25 protein-coding genes are annotated in these 15,700 nt (G+C 34.4%); 6 read left to right on the top strand and 19 right to left on the bottom strand.

Annotated features, from left to right (window positions below):
* Nucleotides 1–192 precede the first annotated feature (192 nt).
* From MHB55_RS08580 to yneA, 5 genes are all read right to left on the bottom strand, one after another.
* Entirely contained in the window at nucleotides 193–414 is a 222-nt protein-coding gene (locus tag MHB55_RS08580; RefSeq protein ID WP_144537029.1) for a YneF family protein, read from the bottom strand.
* Nucleotides 415–562: 148 nt separating this feature from the next.
* On the bottom strand, nucleotides 563–2,563 hold the full coding sequence (gene tkt / locus MHB55_RS08575) for a transketolase (protein WP_340863030.1): 2,001 nt from the start codon (nucleotides 2,561–2,563) through the stop codon (nucleotides 563–565).
* An 87-nt stretch (nucleotides 2,564–2,650) separates the two neighbouring features.
* Complete coding sequence (locus MHB55_RS08570) at nucleotides 2,651–2,884, bottom strand: DUF896 domain-containing protein (RefSeq protein ID WP_144537032.1); 234 nt, start codon at nucleotides 2,882–2,884, stop codon at nucleotides 2,651–2,653.
* A 64-nt stretch (nucleotides 2,885–2,948) separates the two neighbouring features.
* The gene (locus MHB55_RS08565; RefSeq protein ID WP_191697425.1) at nucleotides 2,949–3,596 is read right to left on the bottom strand and encodes a YneB family resolvase-like protein; all 648 of its coding nucleotides are present in this window, start codon (nucleotides 3,594–3,596) and stop codon (nucleotides 2,949–2,951) included.
* The gene (gene yneA, locus MHB55_RS08560; RefSeq protein ID WP_191697424.1) at nucleotides 3,593–3,904 is read right to left on the bottom strand and encodes a cell division suppressor protein YneA; all 312 of its coding nucleotides are present in this window, start codon (nucleotides 3,902–3,904) and stop codon (nucleotides 3,593–3,595) included. The genes MHB55_RS08565 and yneA overlap by 4 nt, the downstream gene beginning before the upstream one ends.
* A 175-nt stretch (nucleotides 3,905–4,079) precedes the next feature.
* On the opposite strand from yneA, the gene lexA reads away from it, so the two are divergent.
* Nucleotides 4,080–4,700, top strand: a complete 621-nt coding sequence (gene lexA, locus MHB55_RS08555) for a transcriptional repressor LexA (protein ID WP_151110235.1) — start codon at nucleotides 4,080–4,082, stop codon at nucleotides 4,698–4,700.
* A 130-nt stretch (nucleotides 4,701–4,830) separates the two neighbouring features.
* Here lexA and MHB55_RS08550 read toward each other — a convergent pair whose 3' ends face one another.
* Nucleotides 4,831–5,217, bottom strand: coding sequence for a hypothetical protein (locus MHB55_RS08550; protein ID WP_191697423.1), 387 nt, complete (start codon nucleotides 5,215–5,217; stop codon nucleotides 4,831–4,833).
* 201 nt (nucleotides 5,218–5,418) lie between these two features.
* Here MHB55_RS08550 and MHB55_RS08545 point away from each other — a divergent pair, with 201 nt between their 5' ends.
* The 3 genes from MHB55_RS08545 (at nucleotide 5,419) to MHB55_RS08535 (ending at nucleotide 8,161) form a co-directional block, all read left to right on the top strand.
* On the top strand, nucleotides 5,419–5,868 hold the full coding sequence (locus tag MHB55_RS08545; RefSeq protein ID WP_340863029.1) for a DinB family protein: 450 nt from the start codon (nucleotides 5,419–5,421) through the stop codon (nucleotides 5,866–5,868).
* 636 nt (nucleotides 5,869–6,504) lie between these two features.
* Nucleotides 6,505–7,107, top strand: coding sequence for a hypothetical protein (locus tag MHB55_RS08540; protein ID WP_340863028.1), 603 nt, complete (start codon nucleotides 6,505–6,507; stop codon nucleotides 7,105–7,107).
* A gap of 367 nt (nucleotides 7,108–7,474) precedes the next feature.
* Nucleotides 7,475–8,161: a hypothetical protein gene (locus MHB55_RS08535; protein WP_340863027.1), complete on the top strand. Its 687-nt coding sequence runs from the start codon at nucleotides 7,475–7,477 to the stop codon at nucleotides 8,159–8,161.
* 99 nt (nucleotides 8,162–8,260) lie between these two features.
* On the opposite strand, the gene MHB55_RS08530 is transcribed toward MHB55_RS08535, so the two are convergent.
* From MHB55_RS08530 to MHB55_RS08500, 7 genes are all read right to left on the bottom strand, one after another.
* Nucleotides 8,261–8,950 (bottom strand): N-acetylmuramoyl-L-alanine amidase family protein, encoded by a 690-nt coding sequence (locus MHB55_RS08530; RefSeq protein ID WP_340863026.1) that lies wholly within the window; start codon nucleotides 8,948–8,950, stop codon nucleotides 8,261–8,263.
* A gap of 117 nt (nucleotides 8,951–9,067) precedes the next feature.
* Nucleotides 9,068–9,337 carry a phage holin gene (locus MHB55_RS08525; protein ID WP_191697418.1) on the bottom strand — a complete coding sequence of 90 codons (270 nt, stop codon included), beginning with the start codon at nucleotides 9,335–9,337 and terminating at the stop codon, nucleotides 9,068–9,070.
* On the bottom strand, nucleotides 9,334–9,627 hold the full coding sequence (locus tag MHB55_RS08520; RefSeq protein WP_144537052.1) for a hypothetical protein: 294 nt from the start codon (nucleotides 9,625–9,627) through the stop codon (nucleotides 9,334–9,336). The genes MHB55_RS08525 and MHB55_RS08520 overlap by 4 nt, the downstream gene beginning before the upstream one ends.
* Nucleotides 9,628–9,903: 276 nt before the next feature.
* Complete coding sequence (locus MHB55_RS08515; protein WP_340863025.1) at nucleotides 9,904–10,383, bottom strand: ArpU family phage packaging/lysis transcriptional regulator; 480 nt, start codon at nucleotides 10,381–10,383, stop codon at nucleotides 9,904–9,906.
* Nucleotides 10,384–10,550: 167 nt separating this feature from the next.
* On the bottom strand, nucleotides 10,551–10,712 hold the full coding sequence (locus tag MHB55_RS08510) for a DUF3954 domain-containing protein (protein ID WP_144537056.1): 162 nt from the start codon (nucleotides 10,710–10,712) through the stop codon (nucleotides 10,551–10,553).
* A complete protein-coding gene (locus MHB55_RS08505; RefSeq protein ID WP_263619337.1) occupies nucleotides 10,702–10,827 on the bottom strand; it encodes a hypothetical protein in 126 nt (41 codons plus the stop codon). Before MHB55_RS08505 ends, MHB55_RS08510 begins: the two co-directional genes overlap by 11 nt.
* Nucleotides 10,828–10,857: 30 nt before the next feature.
* Nucleotides 10,858–11,052, bottom strand: a complete 195-nt coding sequence (locus MHB55_RS08500; protein WP_340863024.1) for a hypothetical protein — start codon at nucleotides 11,050–11,052, stop codon at nucleotides 10,858–10,860.
* Between the two features lie 222 nt (nucleotides 11,053–11,274).
* Here MHB55_RS08500 and MHB55_RS08495 point away from each other — a divergent pair, with 222 nt between their 5' ends.
* Both MHB55_RS08495 and MHB55_RS08490 read left to right on the top strand, forming a co-directional pair.
* A complete protein-coding gene (locus MHB55_RS08495; protein WP_144537060.1) occupies nucleotides 11,275–11,601 on the top strand; it encodes a helix-turn-helix domain-containing protein in 327 nt (108 codons plus the stop codon).
* A 31-nt stretch (nucleotides 11,602–11,632) separates the two neighbouring features.
* A complete protein-coding gene (locus MHB55_RS08490) occupies nucleotides 11,633–12,079 on the top strand; it encodes an ImmA/IrrE family metallo-endopeptidase (RefSeq protein WP_191697415.1) in 447 nt (148 codons plus the stop codon).
* A 441-nt stretch (nucleotides 12,080–12,520) separates the two neighbouring features.
* Here the strand turns inward: MHB55_RS08490 and MHB55_RS08485 are convergent, their stop codons facing one another.
* From MHB55_RS08485 to MHB55_RS08460, 6 genes are all read right to left on the bottom strand, one after another.
* Nucleotides 12,521–12,913, bottom strand: coding sequence for a group-specific protein (locus MHB55_RS08485; protein ID WP_191697414.1), 393 nt, complete (start codon nucleotides 12,911–12,913; stop codon nucleotides 12,521–12,523).
* Nucleotides 12,914–12,927: 14 nt separating this feature from the next.
* A complete protein-coding gene (locus MHB55_RS08480; RefSeq protein WP_191697413.1) occupies nucleotides 12,928–13,209 on the bottom strand; it encodes a hypothetical protein in 282 nt (93 codons plus the stop codon).
* A gap of 57 nt (nucleotides 13,210–13,266) precedes the next feature.
* Nucleotides 13,267–13,797 (bottom strand): D-glycero-alpha-D-manno-heptose-1,7-bisphosphate 7-phosphatase, encoded by a 531-nt coding sequence (locus MHB55_RS08475; protein ID WP_191697412.1) that lies wholly within the window; start codon nucleotides 13,795–13,797, stop codon nucleotides 13,267–13,269.
* Between the two features lie 197 nt (nucleotides 13,798–13,994).
* Nucleotides 13,995–14,441: a DUF2262 domain-containing protein gene (locus MHB55_RS08470; protein WP_191697411.1), complete on the bottom strand. Its 447-nt coding sequence runs from the start codon at nucleotides 14,439–14,441 to the stop codon at nucleotides 13,995–13,997.
* Between the two features lie 231 nt (nucleotides 14,442–14,672).
* A complete protein-coding gene (locus tag MHB55_RS08465; protein ID WP_225216079.1) occupies nucleotides 14,673–15,104 on the bottom strand; it encodes a hypothetical protein in 432 nt (143 codons plus the stop codon).
* 194 nt (nucleotides 15,105–15,298) lie between these two features.
* Nucleotides 15,299–15,631, bottom strand: a complete 333-nt coding sequence (locus MHB55_RS08460; protein ID WP_225216078.1) for a DUF3139 domain-containing protein — start codon at nucleotides 15,629–15,631, stop codon at nucleotides 15,299–15,301.
* Nucleotides 15,632–15,700 lie beyond the last annotated feature (69 nt).

Raw genomic sequence — 15,700 nt, 5'->3', positions numbered from 1 at the left:
AAAATCTCCTTAAAGAGAATCTATATTCTTTGGGAGTCTATTTAATAAAATTCAACAAATATTTTTGAAGTAATCCTTTTTCATACTAGAAATAATCCCAAAATAAAATGAGTGTATATAAAAAACTGCAAACAGCTCAATTAGTTTGAGATGTTTACAGTCAGAAAGCACCCAATTAATGAGTGCCTTTAATTATTTGTTTTGCATTTTATTCATTTGGTTCATCATTTGTTTCACTTGTTTTTCGGATGGCTTACGACCCATCTGTGCCATCATCATACGTAGCATTTGTTCATTGATTGGTGGATTTTCTTTCAAATATTTCATCATATATTGTCGTGCTGCAAAAAATCCGATTACAACACCACCGATTAAAGCGACAATTACTATAACAACCCATATCCAAGTATCCAATGTTTCTCCTCCTTTACCAACTTCTCTACGTGTACAAGACACCAATTGAAATTATACTATAAATTTCATAGGCATTCTATATAAATTCTTTGATAAATAGCAATTCGAATACTTTTAAGAAAAAGTATTCGAATTGCAAAGAAGAATATTATTTTTGTAGTAGATTTTTCATCTTAGAAACAACATTTTCTACACTAAAGCCATATTCCTTCATTACGATCTCTCCAGGTGCACTTGCACCGAATTGGTCTATTGCAATAACGTCACCTTCGAATCCAACATAACGATGCCATCCAAGAGAAGATCCCATTTCAATAGCAAGGCGTTTTGTTAAGTTAGAAGGCAACACAGCATTTTTATATGCAGTATCTTGTTTTTCAAATCTATCCCATGATGGCATAGATACTACAGAAACTTGAATTCCTTCTTCTGCTAAAGCTTTTTGAGCCTCTACTGCTAGTCCAACCTCTGAACCTGTTGCAAGTAAGATACCCTCTGCATTTTCAACTGGTGAAACGATATAAGCTCCCTTTTCCACACCTTCACTAGCTTGGTCTACAGAACCTTTAAGTGTAGGTAAGTTTTGACGAGAAAGCACTAACACAGTTGGTTGATCCTTAGAGGATACAGCTAATTTCCATGCTTCCGCTGTTTCATTTGAATCAGCTGGACGGATTACTGATAAGCCTGGCATAGCTCTTAGTGAAGCTAAATGCTCAACTGGTTCATGAGTTGGTCCATCTTCCCCTACTGCAATACTATCATGAGTGAACACATATGTTACTGGCAATCCCATTAATGCGGATAGACGAATTGCAGGGCGTACATAATCACTGAATACGAAGAATGTCCCACCGAACACATGTAGACCGCCATGAAGGGCCATACCATTAAGAGCAGTACCCATTGCAAACTCACGAACACCAAACCAGATGTTTTTGCCTGCATAGTTTTCTGCAGAGAAATCTCCAGCATTTTTAATTGTCGTTTTGTTAGAACCAGCTAAGTCAGCACTTCCTCCGAAAAATGAAGGCAGATTTTTAGCGATGGCATTAATCGCTTCACCTGAAGCTGCTCTACTTGCTTGTGAAGTTCCTTCTTCATAAGTTTTAAGTGCATCTGCAAAGTTTGCAGGCATCTCTCCATTAATCGCTTGTTTTAGAGTTTGAGCTAGCTCTGGGAACTCTTTTTCATAAGTAGCTAATCTTTCGTTCCATGTAGCTTCTTCTTGAACACCTTGACGCTCAGCAGCTTCCTTGAAAGTTTCATAAACTTCCTCTGGTACATAGAAATCTTCTTCGAATAACCATTTATATTCTGCTTTAGCTAATAGAGATTCTTCTTTACCAAGCGGCATACCATGAGCATCTGCTTTTCCAGAGCGGTTGGGAGAACCAAATCCAATAACTGTTTTCACTTCGATAATTGTTGGTTTATCGTTTTGTGATTTAGCTTTGTCGATTGCAGCTGAAATTGCTTCAATATCATTACCATCTTCTACATAAATATGGTTCCATCCGTATGATTCAAAACGTTTTTCAATGTTCTCAGAGAAAGATTTATGTAAATCTCCATCTAACGAAATATCATTACTATCATATAATACGATTAATTTATCTAATTTTAAGTGTCCCGCTAGAGAAATAGCTTCAGCAGCTACACCTTCCATCAAATCTCCATCTCCGCATAATGCATACGTATAATGATCAACAATAGAATGTCCTTCTTGATTGTAAGTAGCAGCTAAATGCGCCTCAGCCATAGCCATACCTACAGCCATACCTATACCTTGTCCTAAAGGACCAGTTGTTGCTTCTACCCCTGCTGTGTGACGAAATTCTGGATGTCCGGGAGTTTTAGAGTCCCACTGTCTGAAGTTTTTAATCTCTTCCATAGGAAGATCATAACCACCAAGGTGTAGCAAGCTATATAACAGCATTGAGCCATGACCTGCTGATAAAACAAAGCGGTCGCGGTTAAACCAATTAGGATTGCTTGGGTTGTGGCGTAAATGTTTTGTCCATAATGTGTACGCCATTGGTGCAGCTCCCATAGGAAGACCTGGATGACCAGAGTTTGCTTTATCGATTGCATCGATAGATAGAGTACGAATAGTCGTAATTGCTAATAAATCTGATTGTAATGACATGAATGACATCCTCTCGAACAAAATTTTTTCTATAATAATAGTTTAGACAACAATTCGTGTATTATCAATGGTTTCTGAAATGATTAGTTAATTCAGAAATTTACCCTTTTTCGCTTGTTGTACCTTTTCTGGTGTAACATCGTTTCCAGAAGGGTCGATAACTTTTACACTTTCTATTGTATCTCTCATTGTTGCTCTAAATGTTTCCAAATATTCTTTACGCAAAGCACTTTGTTCTTTTGCTTCCTCAATAGATAATCCACTGGACTTAGACTTTTTTGCCAGCTCATTAATACGTGCTAGTTTTTCTTTACTTAACATATTTTTCATCCTTTCAACTAACTCTTATATAAAGGTATGAAAAAAACTCAGGAAGTGCAAGTCTTTACCCTTCGTGAGTCTCTTTAAATTCCATATATCTTCTATGTACGGTTGCTTTACTTATATTAAAACCTAATCCCTTTAATGTAGAGGTGATTTCCTCGTATGTGAGCCCTGCGTTCCGTAATCGGACAATTTCATCAACAGGTATATCTATTCGCTCTCTTCCCTCAGGGTTTCCACGAGTTTTTAAATTCTTTTCTGGACGATAGCCTTTTGATATCGCGCGCTTCATTCCTCTTTTAATCTTAGCATTATGAATTTTACGTTGATATTCCTCCACCAAGGCAAGGATTTCTAAAAGCATAGAATCCATTTCATTTAAGTTTAATATCCCTTTATCCTGTAACGTATAGACCGTTGTGTTTGTTTTCTGAAGTAAATGAAGGACAGCCATTCTACCATTACCTCTACCTATTCTAGTTTCATCTTGCACAAACACCGCTTTGATATCATTTTCTTTTACATAATTGAGCATCTCTAATAGCCCGTCTCTCTCAACATCATATCCACTATGCTGATCTGCAAAAACCTGAGAAACCTCACTGCCCTGTTTTTTAGCAAAATCTATCAACTCTTCCTCTTGTCTCTCTAAAGAAGTTTCTTGTGTGGATTTGTCTGTACTTACTCGACAATAAATAACTGATTTCATTCTCCCGCTACCTCTGTTCCATAATTTAAGTGAAGGTTCTCACTTACTTTAGGAACAACTATAACATCCCCAGCTTTAATAGAGGTATCGTATAAATTATTCATTTCTATTACCTGACTCACCCATTCTTCCCTTGAATCTTCTATGCCATATTTTGTTGCAAGAGCCCATAAGGAATCCCCTTGTTCTATTTTGATGTGTGAGTCTTCCTCGGTTGTTATTGTATGTGAGATTACCATAGTTGTCATAAATATAAGATTTAGTCCTAAAAATAATGCTAAAAAATAATTGTTTTTTACCCAATTCATAAAAAAACCCCCAAAATTAGAATGTTTGTTCGGAATGTATGTTCTAATATTAATACGAACATTTGTTTTTGTCAACAAATATTAGAACCTATGTTTGCATAATTTTCAGGACACTGGTATACTATTAATAAGTATTAATCTAGTAGGGAATTTATTACTAAAAGAGGTGAACTCATTGAAGAAAGCGTCTAAAAGACAGGAAGATATTCTAGCTTTTATAAAGGAAGAAGTTCGTAAAAAAGGCTATCCACCATCCGTACGTGAAATTGGTGAGGCAGTAGGTCTTGCTTCAAGTTCTACTGTACATGGCCACTTAGCAAGATTGGAAAGTAAAGGTTTAATTCGTAGAGACCCTACGAAACCACGTGCAATAGAAATATTAGATGGTTTAGAGGCTACGGTCGAAAGGCAGGGAGTTGTGCATGTTCCTTTAGTTGGGAAGGTTACAGCTGGTATGCCTATTACTGCAATTGAAAACGTTGAAGAATTCTTCCCGCTTCCTGAAACATTTGGTACTTCAGATGATCACCTATTTATGTTAGAAATTATGGGTGATAGTATGATTGAAGCTGGAATCTTGAATGGAGATTATGTCATTGTTAAACAACAGCAATCTGCTAATAATGGGGACATCGTTGTAGCAATGACAGAAGAGGATGAAGCAACAGTAAAACGATTCTTTAAAGAAAAAACGTATTTCCGCCTTCAGCCGGAGAACTCTGCGATGGATCCGATTATTGTTAATCAAGTCTCTATTTTAGGAAAAGTAGTAGGAGTTTACCGACATATTCACTAATGATTGCTTGACTTCTACAATTTTCATAGTATGATTACTTTGAGCCGATATCATATCTAACAAGAAAGTGGACATTTTTGTTTAGATCATCGAAAAACCCCTTCATGTTCGAGACATGAAGGGGTTTTGTTTATATTATTGCTTGTTTTGATTGTTTTGGTATTACATTCATTCCCTCTAAGAGAGTCTTTGCATCTTCATTAAAATAATGTTTGATGTCTTGTCTTATTAGCAAGGACGGGTTATCTCTTATTACCATTCTCAAAGCTCTAACGTCAAATTTCATAGCATGCTTATTAATCGTGTAAATCAAGGAAACTTCTTGGCGAGTTAAAGGCTGGGCTCCTGATTCTAGGGTGTCGTTTATGTAATCTAACACACTTCTCGCATTATCAATAAGTAAATGCTTATTGATATTAACTAGATTTAGATTTTCCTCTATATATTTTCTTGCTGAAGCATAATCTAACTTTTCTATACTATGATTAATCACATTAATTAATTCATTTGCATCCACATTCTATCCCTCCACTAATTCCGGAATTACAGATATATAAGTAGCATTGTACTATATTAACATCAAATTTGTAAGCTCTTTATCCTATTTCAATTCATCGGAATATTAAAAAATCTTTAGGAATTCATAAATGAATACATTTGTTTATTAAAATTTATATTTACATTATTTAATTTATATTAATAGAAAGGATTGATTTATTTGGCTTTTCCATATCGGAATGATTACAGAAAAACGTTATTACCTTATTTGAATAGTTTACAAGAAGAAAGCTGGTTTAAAACCTCACCAACCTATCCAAATAATTTGGCATGGGTTATTTCACATATTGCTACTAGTGAGGATTTCTGGATTAATGAAGTGGCACTCCAACAAAAGTTAGTTTTGACTTTAGACAAAAATTCCTCTCCGTTCGAAATACTTAAAGCTTATCAAGATATTCGCATACATACAGACGGAATATTAAATAACTTGACTGATCAACAGTTTAATCAACTGATTGAAGTCCCTAAATTTTCTGATGGTTGGATTCCTCCTTCTCCCCCAACTTTTAACTGGGTATTCCATCATATATATAGTCACGAAGCATACCACATAGGACAAATTGGCATCATCGCTCATTTCAATGGTTTTCCTAAACCTCTTTTTTAAATTAGCTTCATTGTCTAACTGAGAATATTGTTCAAAAATTATCTAATGGGGGTGAAACAATTCATCCCATTCCCTTTCGCTACATTAATTTGGCTCTTCTATCCTCAAATCATTAGATTCAACAAAAAAGGAAGGACTAAAATAAAAATTTTTGTCTTCCTTTTTTTGTTTCCCTAGCTGATGAGTACTGAAGTTAATACATATATGCGTCCCCCCAATTCCACATCTGATTATTTAAAAGCTACATAGTAGGATTTTTCTTCTCAATGCCACCTCATGCCTCAATATTTATTTTCCATAAAAATGTTATTTAAATACATTTTCTAATCCTACTGTTCTCGTAACCTGTCGTATATATCCACTCTAACAAAAACCCGTTTTCCTTCCTTATAGCAGTGACTTCATTTTAAGAGATGAATATAGTAAATAAGTGCATATTTTAAAGCCGACTGAAATCCCCTTTCTTATCGTGAGAAATAATAAATAAAGTACAGGAACTAACGACAGACCTTACATTTGCTCAACTAAATCCTTGTAAAAGCAACTATTTTTCTATCATCTTAAACCAAGTTATACAATACGTTCTTTACTTTTTTTAATAAGCACAGGATTAAAAGCCAAAAGGAGTTTTTGATAATGCGAAAATGGTTCTTTTTAATAATGGTTTCTTGTATGTTGGGCCTTACTGCTTGCTCCGTAGCAAAGGAGGAAGAAAAACCTGAAAAAGAGATAGAGAAAGTAGTAACAAAAGAAGAGACTGCTGCTGAGGAAAACAAATCAGATTCAAAAGAAGAAGCAACAGTACCTGAGGAGGAAGTGGTATCTACAGATAAGGAACTGGTGCAATACTATGTGGACGATGTGAGAGTAGCTTATATGGAGGTAACAGATTTAGCAGTACGCTGGGATGAGCTAAGATTTGGATCATCCAATGGTGAATTGGACAGCTATACATTTGCCACTGCTATTTACGAGGAAATTCTTCCACAAAATATGTTTGTTTTAGAAAACATTGAAGCTATTATTCCTCCAAATGATGATATTGCAGCCACGCATGAAATATTAATAGATGCTATTAGCAAGCAACATATCGCATTCAGTGAAATTGCTGCTGGTCTTGATGCCAATGATCCAAACAAAATAACTAAAGCAAACGAAATTCTAAATGAAGTTAGGAAATTGGATCGCGAGTTTTCGAGAAAAATGGAGGCTCTTATTAAAGAATACGGAATCCAATAACATTGCAAATTCTATTAACCTTTTTTGATGACTGATCGCCCTTGTTTAGCGACCAGTCTTATACATACAAAAGTTTTCATTTTTATAATGTGATAATAAAACAATATTCTTCTTTCAAAATGCCTATTGAGTAATGGCCTCCCTAAGCTCCTCCAGCCTATTACCTATACACTAGAAAGACGCAATCTAAAAGAGTCTCCCCTAAATAATCGACTAACACGTTAAAGTATTTACTTTTTCTCTCGTCACTTTATTTACTGTTTGATTGTAACAACAAAATATCTCTTTGCTCTCATAAAAAACAGTAATAATGGGCATTCTGTTAATGTTTAAATGTAATTCTACATATGACAGGTGGAGAAGAATAATGGGAAATCCAAAAGAACCTTTTTATAAGAAGTGGTGGTTCTGGGTAATCGTCGTAATTTTTATTATTGCACTTGCATCAGTTGGCGGAGATGATGAGCCGGACAACGATATAGCTACCGAGAAAACCCCAGAAGACAATAAAAACGAAGCTTCAACGACAGATGATCCAAAAACAGACGAGGATAAACAAGAAAAGAAAAATGATGGAAAGATTAAATCAGGGACATACAAGGTTGGTACTGATATATCCGCAGGAGAATATATAGTGTTTGCTAACGGCTACACATATATAGAAAGTTCAAAAGACAGCTCAGGTACATTGGAAGGTATTATTTTCAATGATAATTTAAGTAAGGATTCTCATTCCTATGTGACGCTTCACGATGGAGAATATTTTAAGTTTCAGGATGGTGATATGTATTCTATTGAGCAAGCTCCTTCTATAGTTCCTAATGATGATATTTATAAAGACGGTATGTACAAAGCAGGAAAAGATATCCCGGCTGGAGAATATAAAATTATTTATAATGCTGAGACAGGATTAGGATACTACGAAGTCTCAAAGAGCAGTTCGCATCAGTTAGAGGATATCGTGACAAATGAAAACGTTGAAGCAGATACATATATTACAGTCTCTGATGGACAATATATAAAACTGCAAGGCGTAACAATCGAAGCTAAATAGAAAAAAGCGTTGAGATAGAAATCTCAACGCTTTTTCAATATAAATTATTTAATATTTTACAATGAAGGACTCCCAACTACTCACTGCATCATTGGCCTATTATTTCACTCTTAAAACCTGACCAACATAAATTGTATAATTGGAGTCTAGGCCATTCCAATCTTTAATCTGTTGAACTGTGCTTCCGTAAGTTTGACTTAAACCGTAAACTGTATCTCCACTTACTACTGTATGATACACAGCGGTACTCTTTTTAGGAAGCCCAAAGGACTTAACAATACCATTTACATGGCCTCTTGCTAGAGATTCAATGAAAGAGGATGTCTTAAGTTTAGCTGCGTCATTGGCATTATCGATGAAGCCATTTTCTGTAAGCAACGAAGGCATATTTGATTCACGCAAAACATGAAAATTAGCCGTTTTCTTTCCTCGATCTGAAAAATTAACAAGCTTTAAGATCTCTGAATGAATATTTGTTTGATATGTTGTAGTAGGAGTTCCGCTACCTGGATAGACATAATCCTCATAGCCTGTCCCCCCTCCTGCATTAATATGAATAGAAAGGAAGAAATCTGCTCCCCAGGCATTCGCTTGATTCGTACGATCCTGCAAAGTTGGAAATGTATCTCCTGTACGACTCATTAATATAGTTACATTGTTGTATTCAGCTAAAAGAATATTTTTCACACGTGTTGCAATTTGCAAAGTTAAATTTTTCTCCTGTAATCCATTACCTACAGCTCCTGGATCAGTTCCCCCATGACCTGGATCAATAAAAATTTTTACCATAATCAATCACCTCTTCTAATTTTTTGTTTTTATTTTTTTAAAGAAAACTTGTACAACCGTTGTCTACACCAATGGAATCACCCCCTTTCAATAGAAAGAGCCACCCATAAGGGCAGCTCAATTTGGTTTTTTATATGTCATTGCTCTTTTACTATCAGAGAGATCTTGTGTAGTAGGATCTTGAATCAATCCTAATGTCGCTAACAGGCCAAAAACTACATTTACCATGGCTAATATCCATTTCTCTATGTTCTCTGAAAAGGTATACTCAGTAATTCCTAGACTATTGAAAGCAATAAGCATTAGCTCTGCTAGGATAAATAATTGGGACAGGAAACTCATCACCCAAATCTTGTTTTGTAAACGCACATTCCAGTTGATATTCATACACTCGTCACCTCCTGAATAAGTGCTACTTCGTCTAATCGACGGTGAGCTTGCTTAGTACTTTCTTCCACTCTTATAAGTCTTTCTGACAAAATTTCTCGATGCTTTTCCGATGCTTTCATTTCTTGTTGAATTATCTCCACCCCTCTACTGATGTTATCGAGCTTGGTTTCAATTACCGCTGTTCTAGCTGCCTCTGCCTTCATATCCTTGTCCCTATTGCGACTATAAGTAAGCAACCCAACAAGAAAGCCTAAAACTGTGCAACTCATGCCGATGAATAATTCCATTCCCTCACTCCTTTTTAGGGAACAAAAAAAGAACGGCCCTATTGGGAACGTTCTCTTCTGTCCACTCATATTTTTATTCTTCTTAGTTTATATTAAAACATATCCAAAACGAAAATGTGTGCCAGCAATGTGCCTTCTTTTTATGAGCTCACTTTCTATTCCAAACAACAAAGTGACAATGGTTGTGTTTTAATTACAAAGCACTAATTAGGTAATTAATTTTTAAAACCATTCTATAGGTTATATTAAAACACATCTAAAACAAAAAAGTGTGCCTTAAAAGTGCCACTCGATTATTTCACTATCTTCCAGATCTATGTCCTTAATCAAGTTCTCTTGTTCTTTCCATACAACTAAATTCAGTACTATAGCAAGCTTTTGAAAGGCCGCAGCTTTAATACGATAATACTGCCGATGAGAAAGGTGAAGGTCAGTGTAAACTTCATAATCGTATACCTCCTCCTCACCAAAATATTTCATCGTAATTATAGACCTTTCCTTGTAGGATAGTTTGTTAACAGCACTTATAATTTTTTCCATTACTAGCTTTCTTTTTCGCTCATAATCTATATTTTTCACTGCTGAATTTTCAGTTGTCGAGCCACTAAAGCTTCCAGATGGCGGTACCAGGGAATACTGAGCTGTAATAGTTGGCATTTTATCTAAAGAAGATTGAAGTAGATATCTTCTAAATTCTGCAAAAGCACGTTCCACTGCTTTTTTGGTTTTACGAGTATCTATTTGCTGTATATTCATTTAAAGTCCTCCTTAATATGGAATGCACAAGTTTGTATATTTGGACATTAACGGCAAGATTACAAGAGGCATCCTTTTCCATTTGGCCTTAAACTACAACGGGTGCAAAGCAAAAAAAAGACACAAGACTTGTCTTCAAGTCTGTGTCCTGGTTATTCCAGTAACGGTTATATTCTTTTAGTCGATTGAATCTCTATATGTGTAGGCTTTCCATTTTGCCAAGTAATAATTTGTTTTCCGTAGCCATATTGTGGTTTTTCCACTAGCTCCATTTCTCCATCTTTAATCAAACATACAGCTTGCTCGATTTTTAGTTTTTCATTTTTCATACATATCAGCTCCCTCTCTTACTTTCTCTAGTCGAGCTAAGCGCTTGTCCACTTCAATCAAACAAAAGCTAAAGCTTAGAGTAACAGTAGTCAGAAGTACGTATAAAACAGACAATTAGAACTCACCCCTTTCAAACGCTTCATGCTACCAGTTCCTAAACATATTAGATAAAAGACTTTCAGAGTATGGGTTAAAGCGTATTTCACTTGACTGTTCCTTCACTTTTAAATATTCCTCATAGCCTCTGGTTTTCGTAACTACAAACCAAATCTCAAATGGATCCTTTAGAGTACCATCATTGAAATACCATACATCCAACAAATACGTTTCCTGCTTCATCTAATTTTCTCCTCCCTCTCCAAGTAACCATTTCGGTGACTTTACGATAAAAATTATTATTCATCCATTATCTTAGAAGTTCAAACCTGATTGTGAAAACAATATATCACCATATCGGTTACTTGTAAATGGTTAAATAGCATTATACCTTAATTTCACTTCCGTTATGGTGACTTTTATTATATAATTAGATAAATACTATTGCAGGAGGAAAAAAGTGACATGGAGCTGACTAATTACGTAGGAAAACAGATAAAAAAATGGAGGATTATGAGAAATATGAACCAAGAAGAATTGGCTGAAAAGTTACATACTACTAAACAAACTATTTCTCGTTATGAAAAAGGAGAAAGGAAGGCCAATCAAGAAATATTATATGAGCTTGCTAAAATCTTAAATGTTTCTATCAATGAATTTTTCCCTCCATTAGAATCTAAAAAGGGTAAGAATATCGAAACAATTGCCGCCCATATAGATGAGGATGTTACCGAGGAAGAGATGGAGGACATCAAAAAGTATATTGAGTTTATCAAATCACAAAGAAAATAATTTCCATGAAGGATTAAGGGGGTGTAATTACATGAGTTTCGAGAAACTACTGATGGAATATCCGCAAATATGTATTATGGAAAAGGACTTGCCAAAGGGGCTTTCCGGTCTATACTATGACAATAATATAGAAATCAATAAATCCAAGTCCTCTTACGAAAAACACTGTATTTTGGCTGAAGAGCTAGGACATTACGAGACGTCCACCGGGAATATAACCGATTTAGGTAATATAAACAATCAAAAGCTAGAACTGATTGCAAGAAGGTGGGGCTATGAAAAAATTGTCTCACTTGATCATTTAATCGAGTGTTATCTACATGGGTATACGACTGTCGAGGAAATTTGCTTGCACCTTGAAATTACAGCTAACTACTTAAAAGAAGCCCTTAACGTCTACAAGCAACGATATGGAATTTCCATACAATATAAGGAGTATGAGCTGTTTTTTGATCCATTAAATATTTCAAAAAAATAAATCTAATAGACTTAACTAAATTTTAACGTCTTGTGGAGGCTTCTAAATGCGATTGATAGACATAATTGGGATATGTGTGTGCGTCATTGTATTAATAAATTTATTTATTTTTTTATTTCTTAGAAAAATAATCATGCTTGCGGATATACCGATCAACTATAGAATGCATGAATTGAACTCCTTTTTCTTTCTAGTCCTACTAACTTCTTTTGTACTGATTTTACTCCTAGTATTCTCGGGGAAATTTCTCAAATTCACTATAACCATTTACGTATTATTAACGGCAGTACGAGCTTTTTTTTACTACATCGACAATAAAAACATTAATAATAACATGGTCAATGTTTTAAATGAAAATTTAATCTGGATGTTTTTATTCCCATTAATAATCGGTCTTGTTTTGTATACTAACAAAAAAACTGCCTAACTTATCCCTTAATGTTATTGGTGATGTATACCTATTAAATAGTGAGCGAAGGATTGTAGATCTCCAGTAAAACGGTCAACCCCATCCACATGATAAAAAGTGCTAGTTTGGTCAAAATCAAAACTTGAATTCGTAGAAGAATATAAAAAAATTCTTTTCTCTAACCCCAGAGCTATTCCCATCTCAATATGGCTACCCTTACCGGCTGGAAGAAGAACAACAAGAAAATCAGAATCAACTACTGCTTGTTTTTCTATTCTGCCAATCTCAGAGAGCAAGTTATACGAATCTACTCTTTCATTCTTAGTCCAATCATATGTGTGGTTCCAACCTTCAAGTTTTAAAATTCTAGCAAGTTCTCTTACTTCATGGATATTCTGAAAATTTGAGGCAATGTAAAAATTCATATTAACTCCCCCCTTTAAAATAAAGTCCAAATTCTATAAAGATATTTATTGTTTACGTTAATTTTATCTTTTTGCACAACAACCATTATATTTAGATAGTTTGCCCATTTTGGTATGAGCTTCTCGAGAGAATTAATCACTTTTTCATCTGGAGTTGTATACCCAACATTCACTTTACTAACTAAGTAGCCTAAAAAATCGCCATACAATGAATTAGACCATTCATACACTTCATTCTTAGTATCAAAAATCCTATTATCTTCTGAATATTGGCCATTTATCCAATGTATCTTCATACACAAGCTCCTTTCTGCTTCGAGCAGCAATTAAGTTTAGGAAATAATATTCTCGGTTTACTTACTTTGACTATCCTGAATAATCCATTCAGCGGCGCCTGCTAAATCAGAAAATATCGCATCAGCTAGAGGGTCACTTTTTCCAAGGAAAACACATTTTGTACCAGCTTTTTTACCCGCAATAATATCCGTATCTGTGTCTCCAACCATATAAGAAGAGGGTAAATTTATTTCATACTTCTTGGCAAGATCTTCAATTAATTTACTATTAGGCTTTCTACAGGAACAGCCTGACTTTGGCTTATGGGGACAATAGACAACATCATTCACAATCGCTCCTTTCTTCCTTAAAGCTTCCTTCATATGCTCATGTATATGAATTAACTGCTGTTCCTTCATATATCCAAGACCTACTCCACCTTGATTGGTAACCACAAACACATAATTAAAGATAGTATTTAATTTTTTTATAGCCTCTGGTACGCCTGGCAGGAAATATAAGTCCTTCGGTTTATTCACAAATTTAACTCTATTAGTTAGTACTTCGTTTATAACACCATCGCGATCTAAAAATACAGCTTTTTTCATCTCTTACACACCTTTATTATTTTCTCCTAGTGTTCCCCGGAAGAAAATAATTATCAGTCTATAAAGAAAAAACCTAAAATGTTTTCGTTTTAGGCTAAGGTGTGTACGTATGTTATTTATTATCTCTTAAAGAAAATATTTAAAACGATAATTAATATAATAATTCCTACAACCGCAATATCTATCCATTTTCTCAACTAAATACTAGCCTCTAGTAGGTCTAAACAATGATCAAAGGTTGCGTGTATTCTATGCCCTCCAAACAAATTGCCATCACGGAATTCACAATATATTTCATTTCCACTTATTTCCACATCATATAATGAAATAGACGTAGCAAACTTTTCTTTTGTTATATCATATTCCCCAGCATCCACTTCATCCCAATTTAGAGTCGGATCATTTTCATCGTATTCTGGCCAAAAATCATTTTTATAATGAATCATATTTGTTGCTACAGATACTCTTGCCTTCTCATCTATAGATGTAAAAAACTTTTCGGCGATTATCAACAGCCTCTTGGCATCGTCTAAATTACTACTATTTAAGCTCCAATGAATTTTACTTTCATGATTTTCATAGTTATTGGTTATTTCATTGAAAGTAAACAGCCCCAATTCGTTGCTGTAAATAGATGAGTTCACCTAATCATCCCCTTTGAATAGATCTTCGGAAAGAAATTTACATAATAGAACTTTCGATAGTTCACATTCACCTATGAATTGATTTTATTCATTAATTAAATTTTGCCGACGATTACATAGAAAAGCAATATATATACCACAGCTAATGAAATGGAAAGTATCGAAGCATATTTTACGAACCCCTTTTCTTTCTTAGAAAGCCAAGATTGTATGGAGTAAAAATCATATATGCTACTTTAAATTATGCAGATCAAATGATTCTTCTAAATCTCCCCATTTAACATTTACTGTAATGACAGCATCTTCGGTTAATTTTGAGCCACCTTTTGAGGCCCCTGAAGAAGAAAATGTAACGGACGATGGAGGTTCTGTGAACTCTTGAATTCTTTTCCCGCTACTATTATCAGTTTGATAAGAGTATTCAAGCTTTTGTAGTGACGACAAATCTTCTAATGAACCTTTGTATTTTAAAACGAACTCATAGCTGGCATCGTTCGAATACGTTTTTGTTCCATTTGTTTCTCCCCATTTTTCGATTCCTTTATACAAATATTCAGCTTCCCAATGATCACTTTCTCCAATAAATTTATAATCGTTTTTCGTGGTCTCAGAACAAGCAGTCAAAAATAATATTGTAAAAAACATAGCGAGTATTTTTTTCAATTTCAATTCCCCCTAAAATTTTAAATTTGAGCTCCACTTTATAACTATTTGGATTTAATACAATTACCTCTGTTTAATTTTTAGCAATACATCACGATTAAATATGATGTTTACTTGTTATTCAAACAGCATTAGACAAATGTCTACACCATTTGGATTTTGTAGGTTAACTCGTAGAGAATGTTGCATTATTATTAATCATTTATAGGTTCATATTTCATACCTTCATCTATTGATTTTCCATCATCATAGACAACTAGAACTATTTTTTTACTATTACCATTATAAAAATATTCATAACTATAAGCAGGATCATCTTCAAAAGTGACTATAAATCCATACCCACCATTCTTATAGTCTTTAATTATCTTTTTTGATGATATCTTATTATCATCTACACCTTGTTTATTCAGATATTCAGCATATTTTACTTCAGCATCCTCTTGACTGCCAGGATAGGTAGCAACTATAGCTAAAATTGCTAATCCAACCAAAACAACTAAACTTATTATTATTTTTATTTTCAATTAATACACCCCTATGGATAACTTGAACGCAATATAAAATTTAATTTAGAAATTTTCAATCATCAGTTA

Source organism: Psychrobacillus sp. FSL K6-1267 (assembly GCF_038003265.1).
Taxonomy (GTDB): domain Bacteria; phylum Bacillota; class Bacilli; order Bacillales_A; family Planococcaceae; genus Psychrobacillus; species Psychrobacillus faecigallinarum.
This window is presented reverse-complemented; position numbering and strand designations above follow the sequence as displayed.

Excerpts from the sequence above, each read along its gene's own strand:
- yneA (WP_191697424.1), bottom strand. The coding sequence starts at position 3,904 with ATGAATTGGGTAAAAAACAATTATTTTTTAGCATTATTTTTAGGACTA.
- tkt (WP_340863030.1), bottom strand. The coding sequence starts at position 2,563 with ATGTCATTACAATCAGATTTATTAGCAATTACGACTATTCGTACTCTA.
- MHB55_RS08500 (WP_340863024.1), bottom strand. The coding sequence starts at position 11,052 with ATGAAGCAGGAAACGTATTTGTTGGATGTATGGTATTTCAATGATGGT.
- MHB55_RS08525 (WP_191697418.1), bottom strand. The coding sequence starts at position 9,337 with ATGAATATCAACTGGAATGTGCGTTTACAAAACAAGATTTGGGTGATG.
- MHB55_RS08490 (WP_191697415.1), top strand. The coding sequence starts at position 11,633 with ATGAGTTTCGAGAAACTACTGATGGAATATCCGCAAATATGTATTATG.
- MHB55_RS08475 (WP_191697412.1), bottom strand. The coding sequence starts at position 13,797 with ATGAAAAAAGCTGTATTTTTAGATCGCGATGGTGTTATAAACGAAGTA.
- MHB55_RS08565 (WP_191697425.1), bottom strand. The coding sequence starts at position 3,596 with ATGAAATCAGTTATTTATTGTCGAGTAAGTACAGACAAATCCACACAA.
- MHB55_RS08530 (WP_340863026.1), bottom strand. The coding sequence starts at position 8,950 with ATGGTAAAAATTTTTATTGATCCAGGTCATGGGGGAACTGATCCAGGA.
- MHB55_RS08570 (WP_144537032.1), bottom strand. The coding sequence starts at position 2,884 with ATGTTAAGTAAAGAAAAACTAGCACGTATTAATGAGCTGGCAAAAAAG.
- MHB55_RS08480 (WP_191697413.1), bottom strand. The coding sequence starts at position 13,209 with ATGAAGATACATTGGATAAATGGCCAATATTCAGAAGATAATAGGATT.
- MHB55_RS08520 (WP_144537052.1), bottom strand. The coding sequence starts at position 9,627 with ATGGAATTATTCATCGGCATGAGTTGCACAGTTTTAGGCTTTCTTGTT.
- MHB55_RS08540 (WP_340863028.1), top strand. The coding sequence starts at position 6,505 with ATGCGAAAATGGTTCTTTTTAATAATGGTTTCTTGTATGTTGGGCCTT.
- MHB55_RS08495 (WP_144537060.1), top strand. The coding sequence starts at position 11,275 with ATGGAGCTGACTAATTACGTAGGAAAACAGATAAAAAAATGGAGGATT.
- MHB55_RS08485 (WP_191697414.1), bottom strand. The coding sequence starts at position 12,913 with ATGAATTTTTACATTGCCTCAAATTTTCAGAATATCCATGAAGTAAGA.
- MHB55_RS08535 (WP_340863027.1), top strand. The coding sequence starts at position 7,475 with ATGGGAAATCCAAAAGAACCTTTTTATAAGAAGTGGTGGTTCTGGGTA.
- MHB55_RS08515 (WP_340863025.1), bottom strand. The coding sequence starts at position 10,383 with ATGAATATACAGCAAATAGATACTCGTAAAACCAAAAAAGCAGTGGAA.
- MHB55_RS08510 (WP_144537056.1), bottom strand. The coding sequence starts at position 10,712 with ATGAAAAATGAAAAACTAAAAATCGAGCAAGCTGTATGTTTGATTAAA.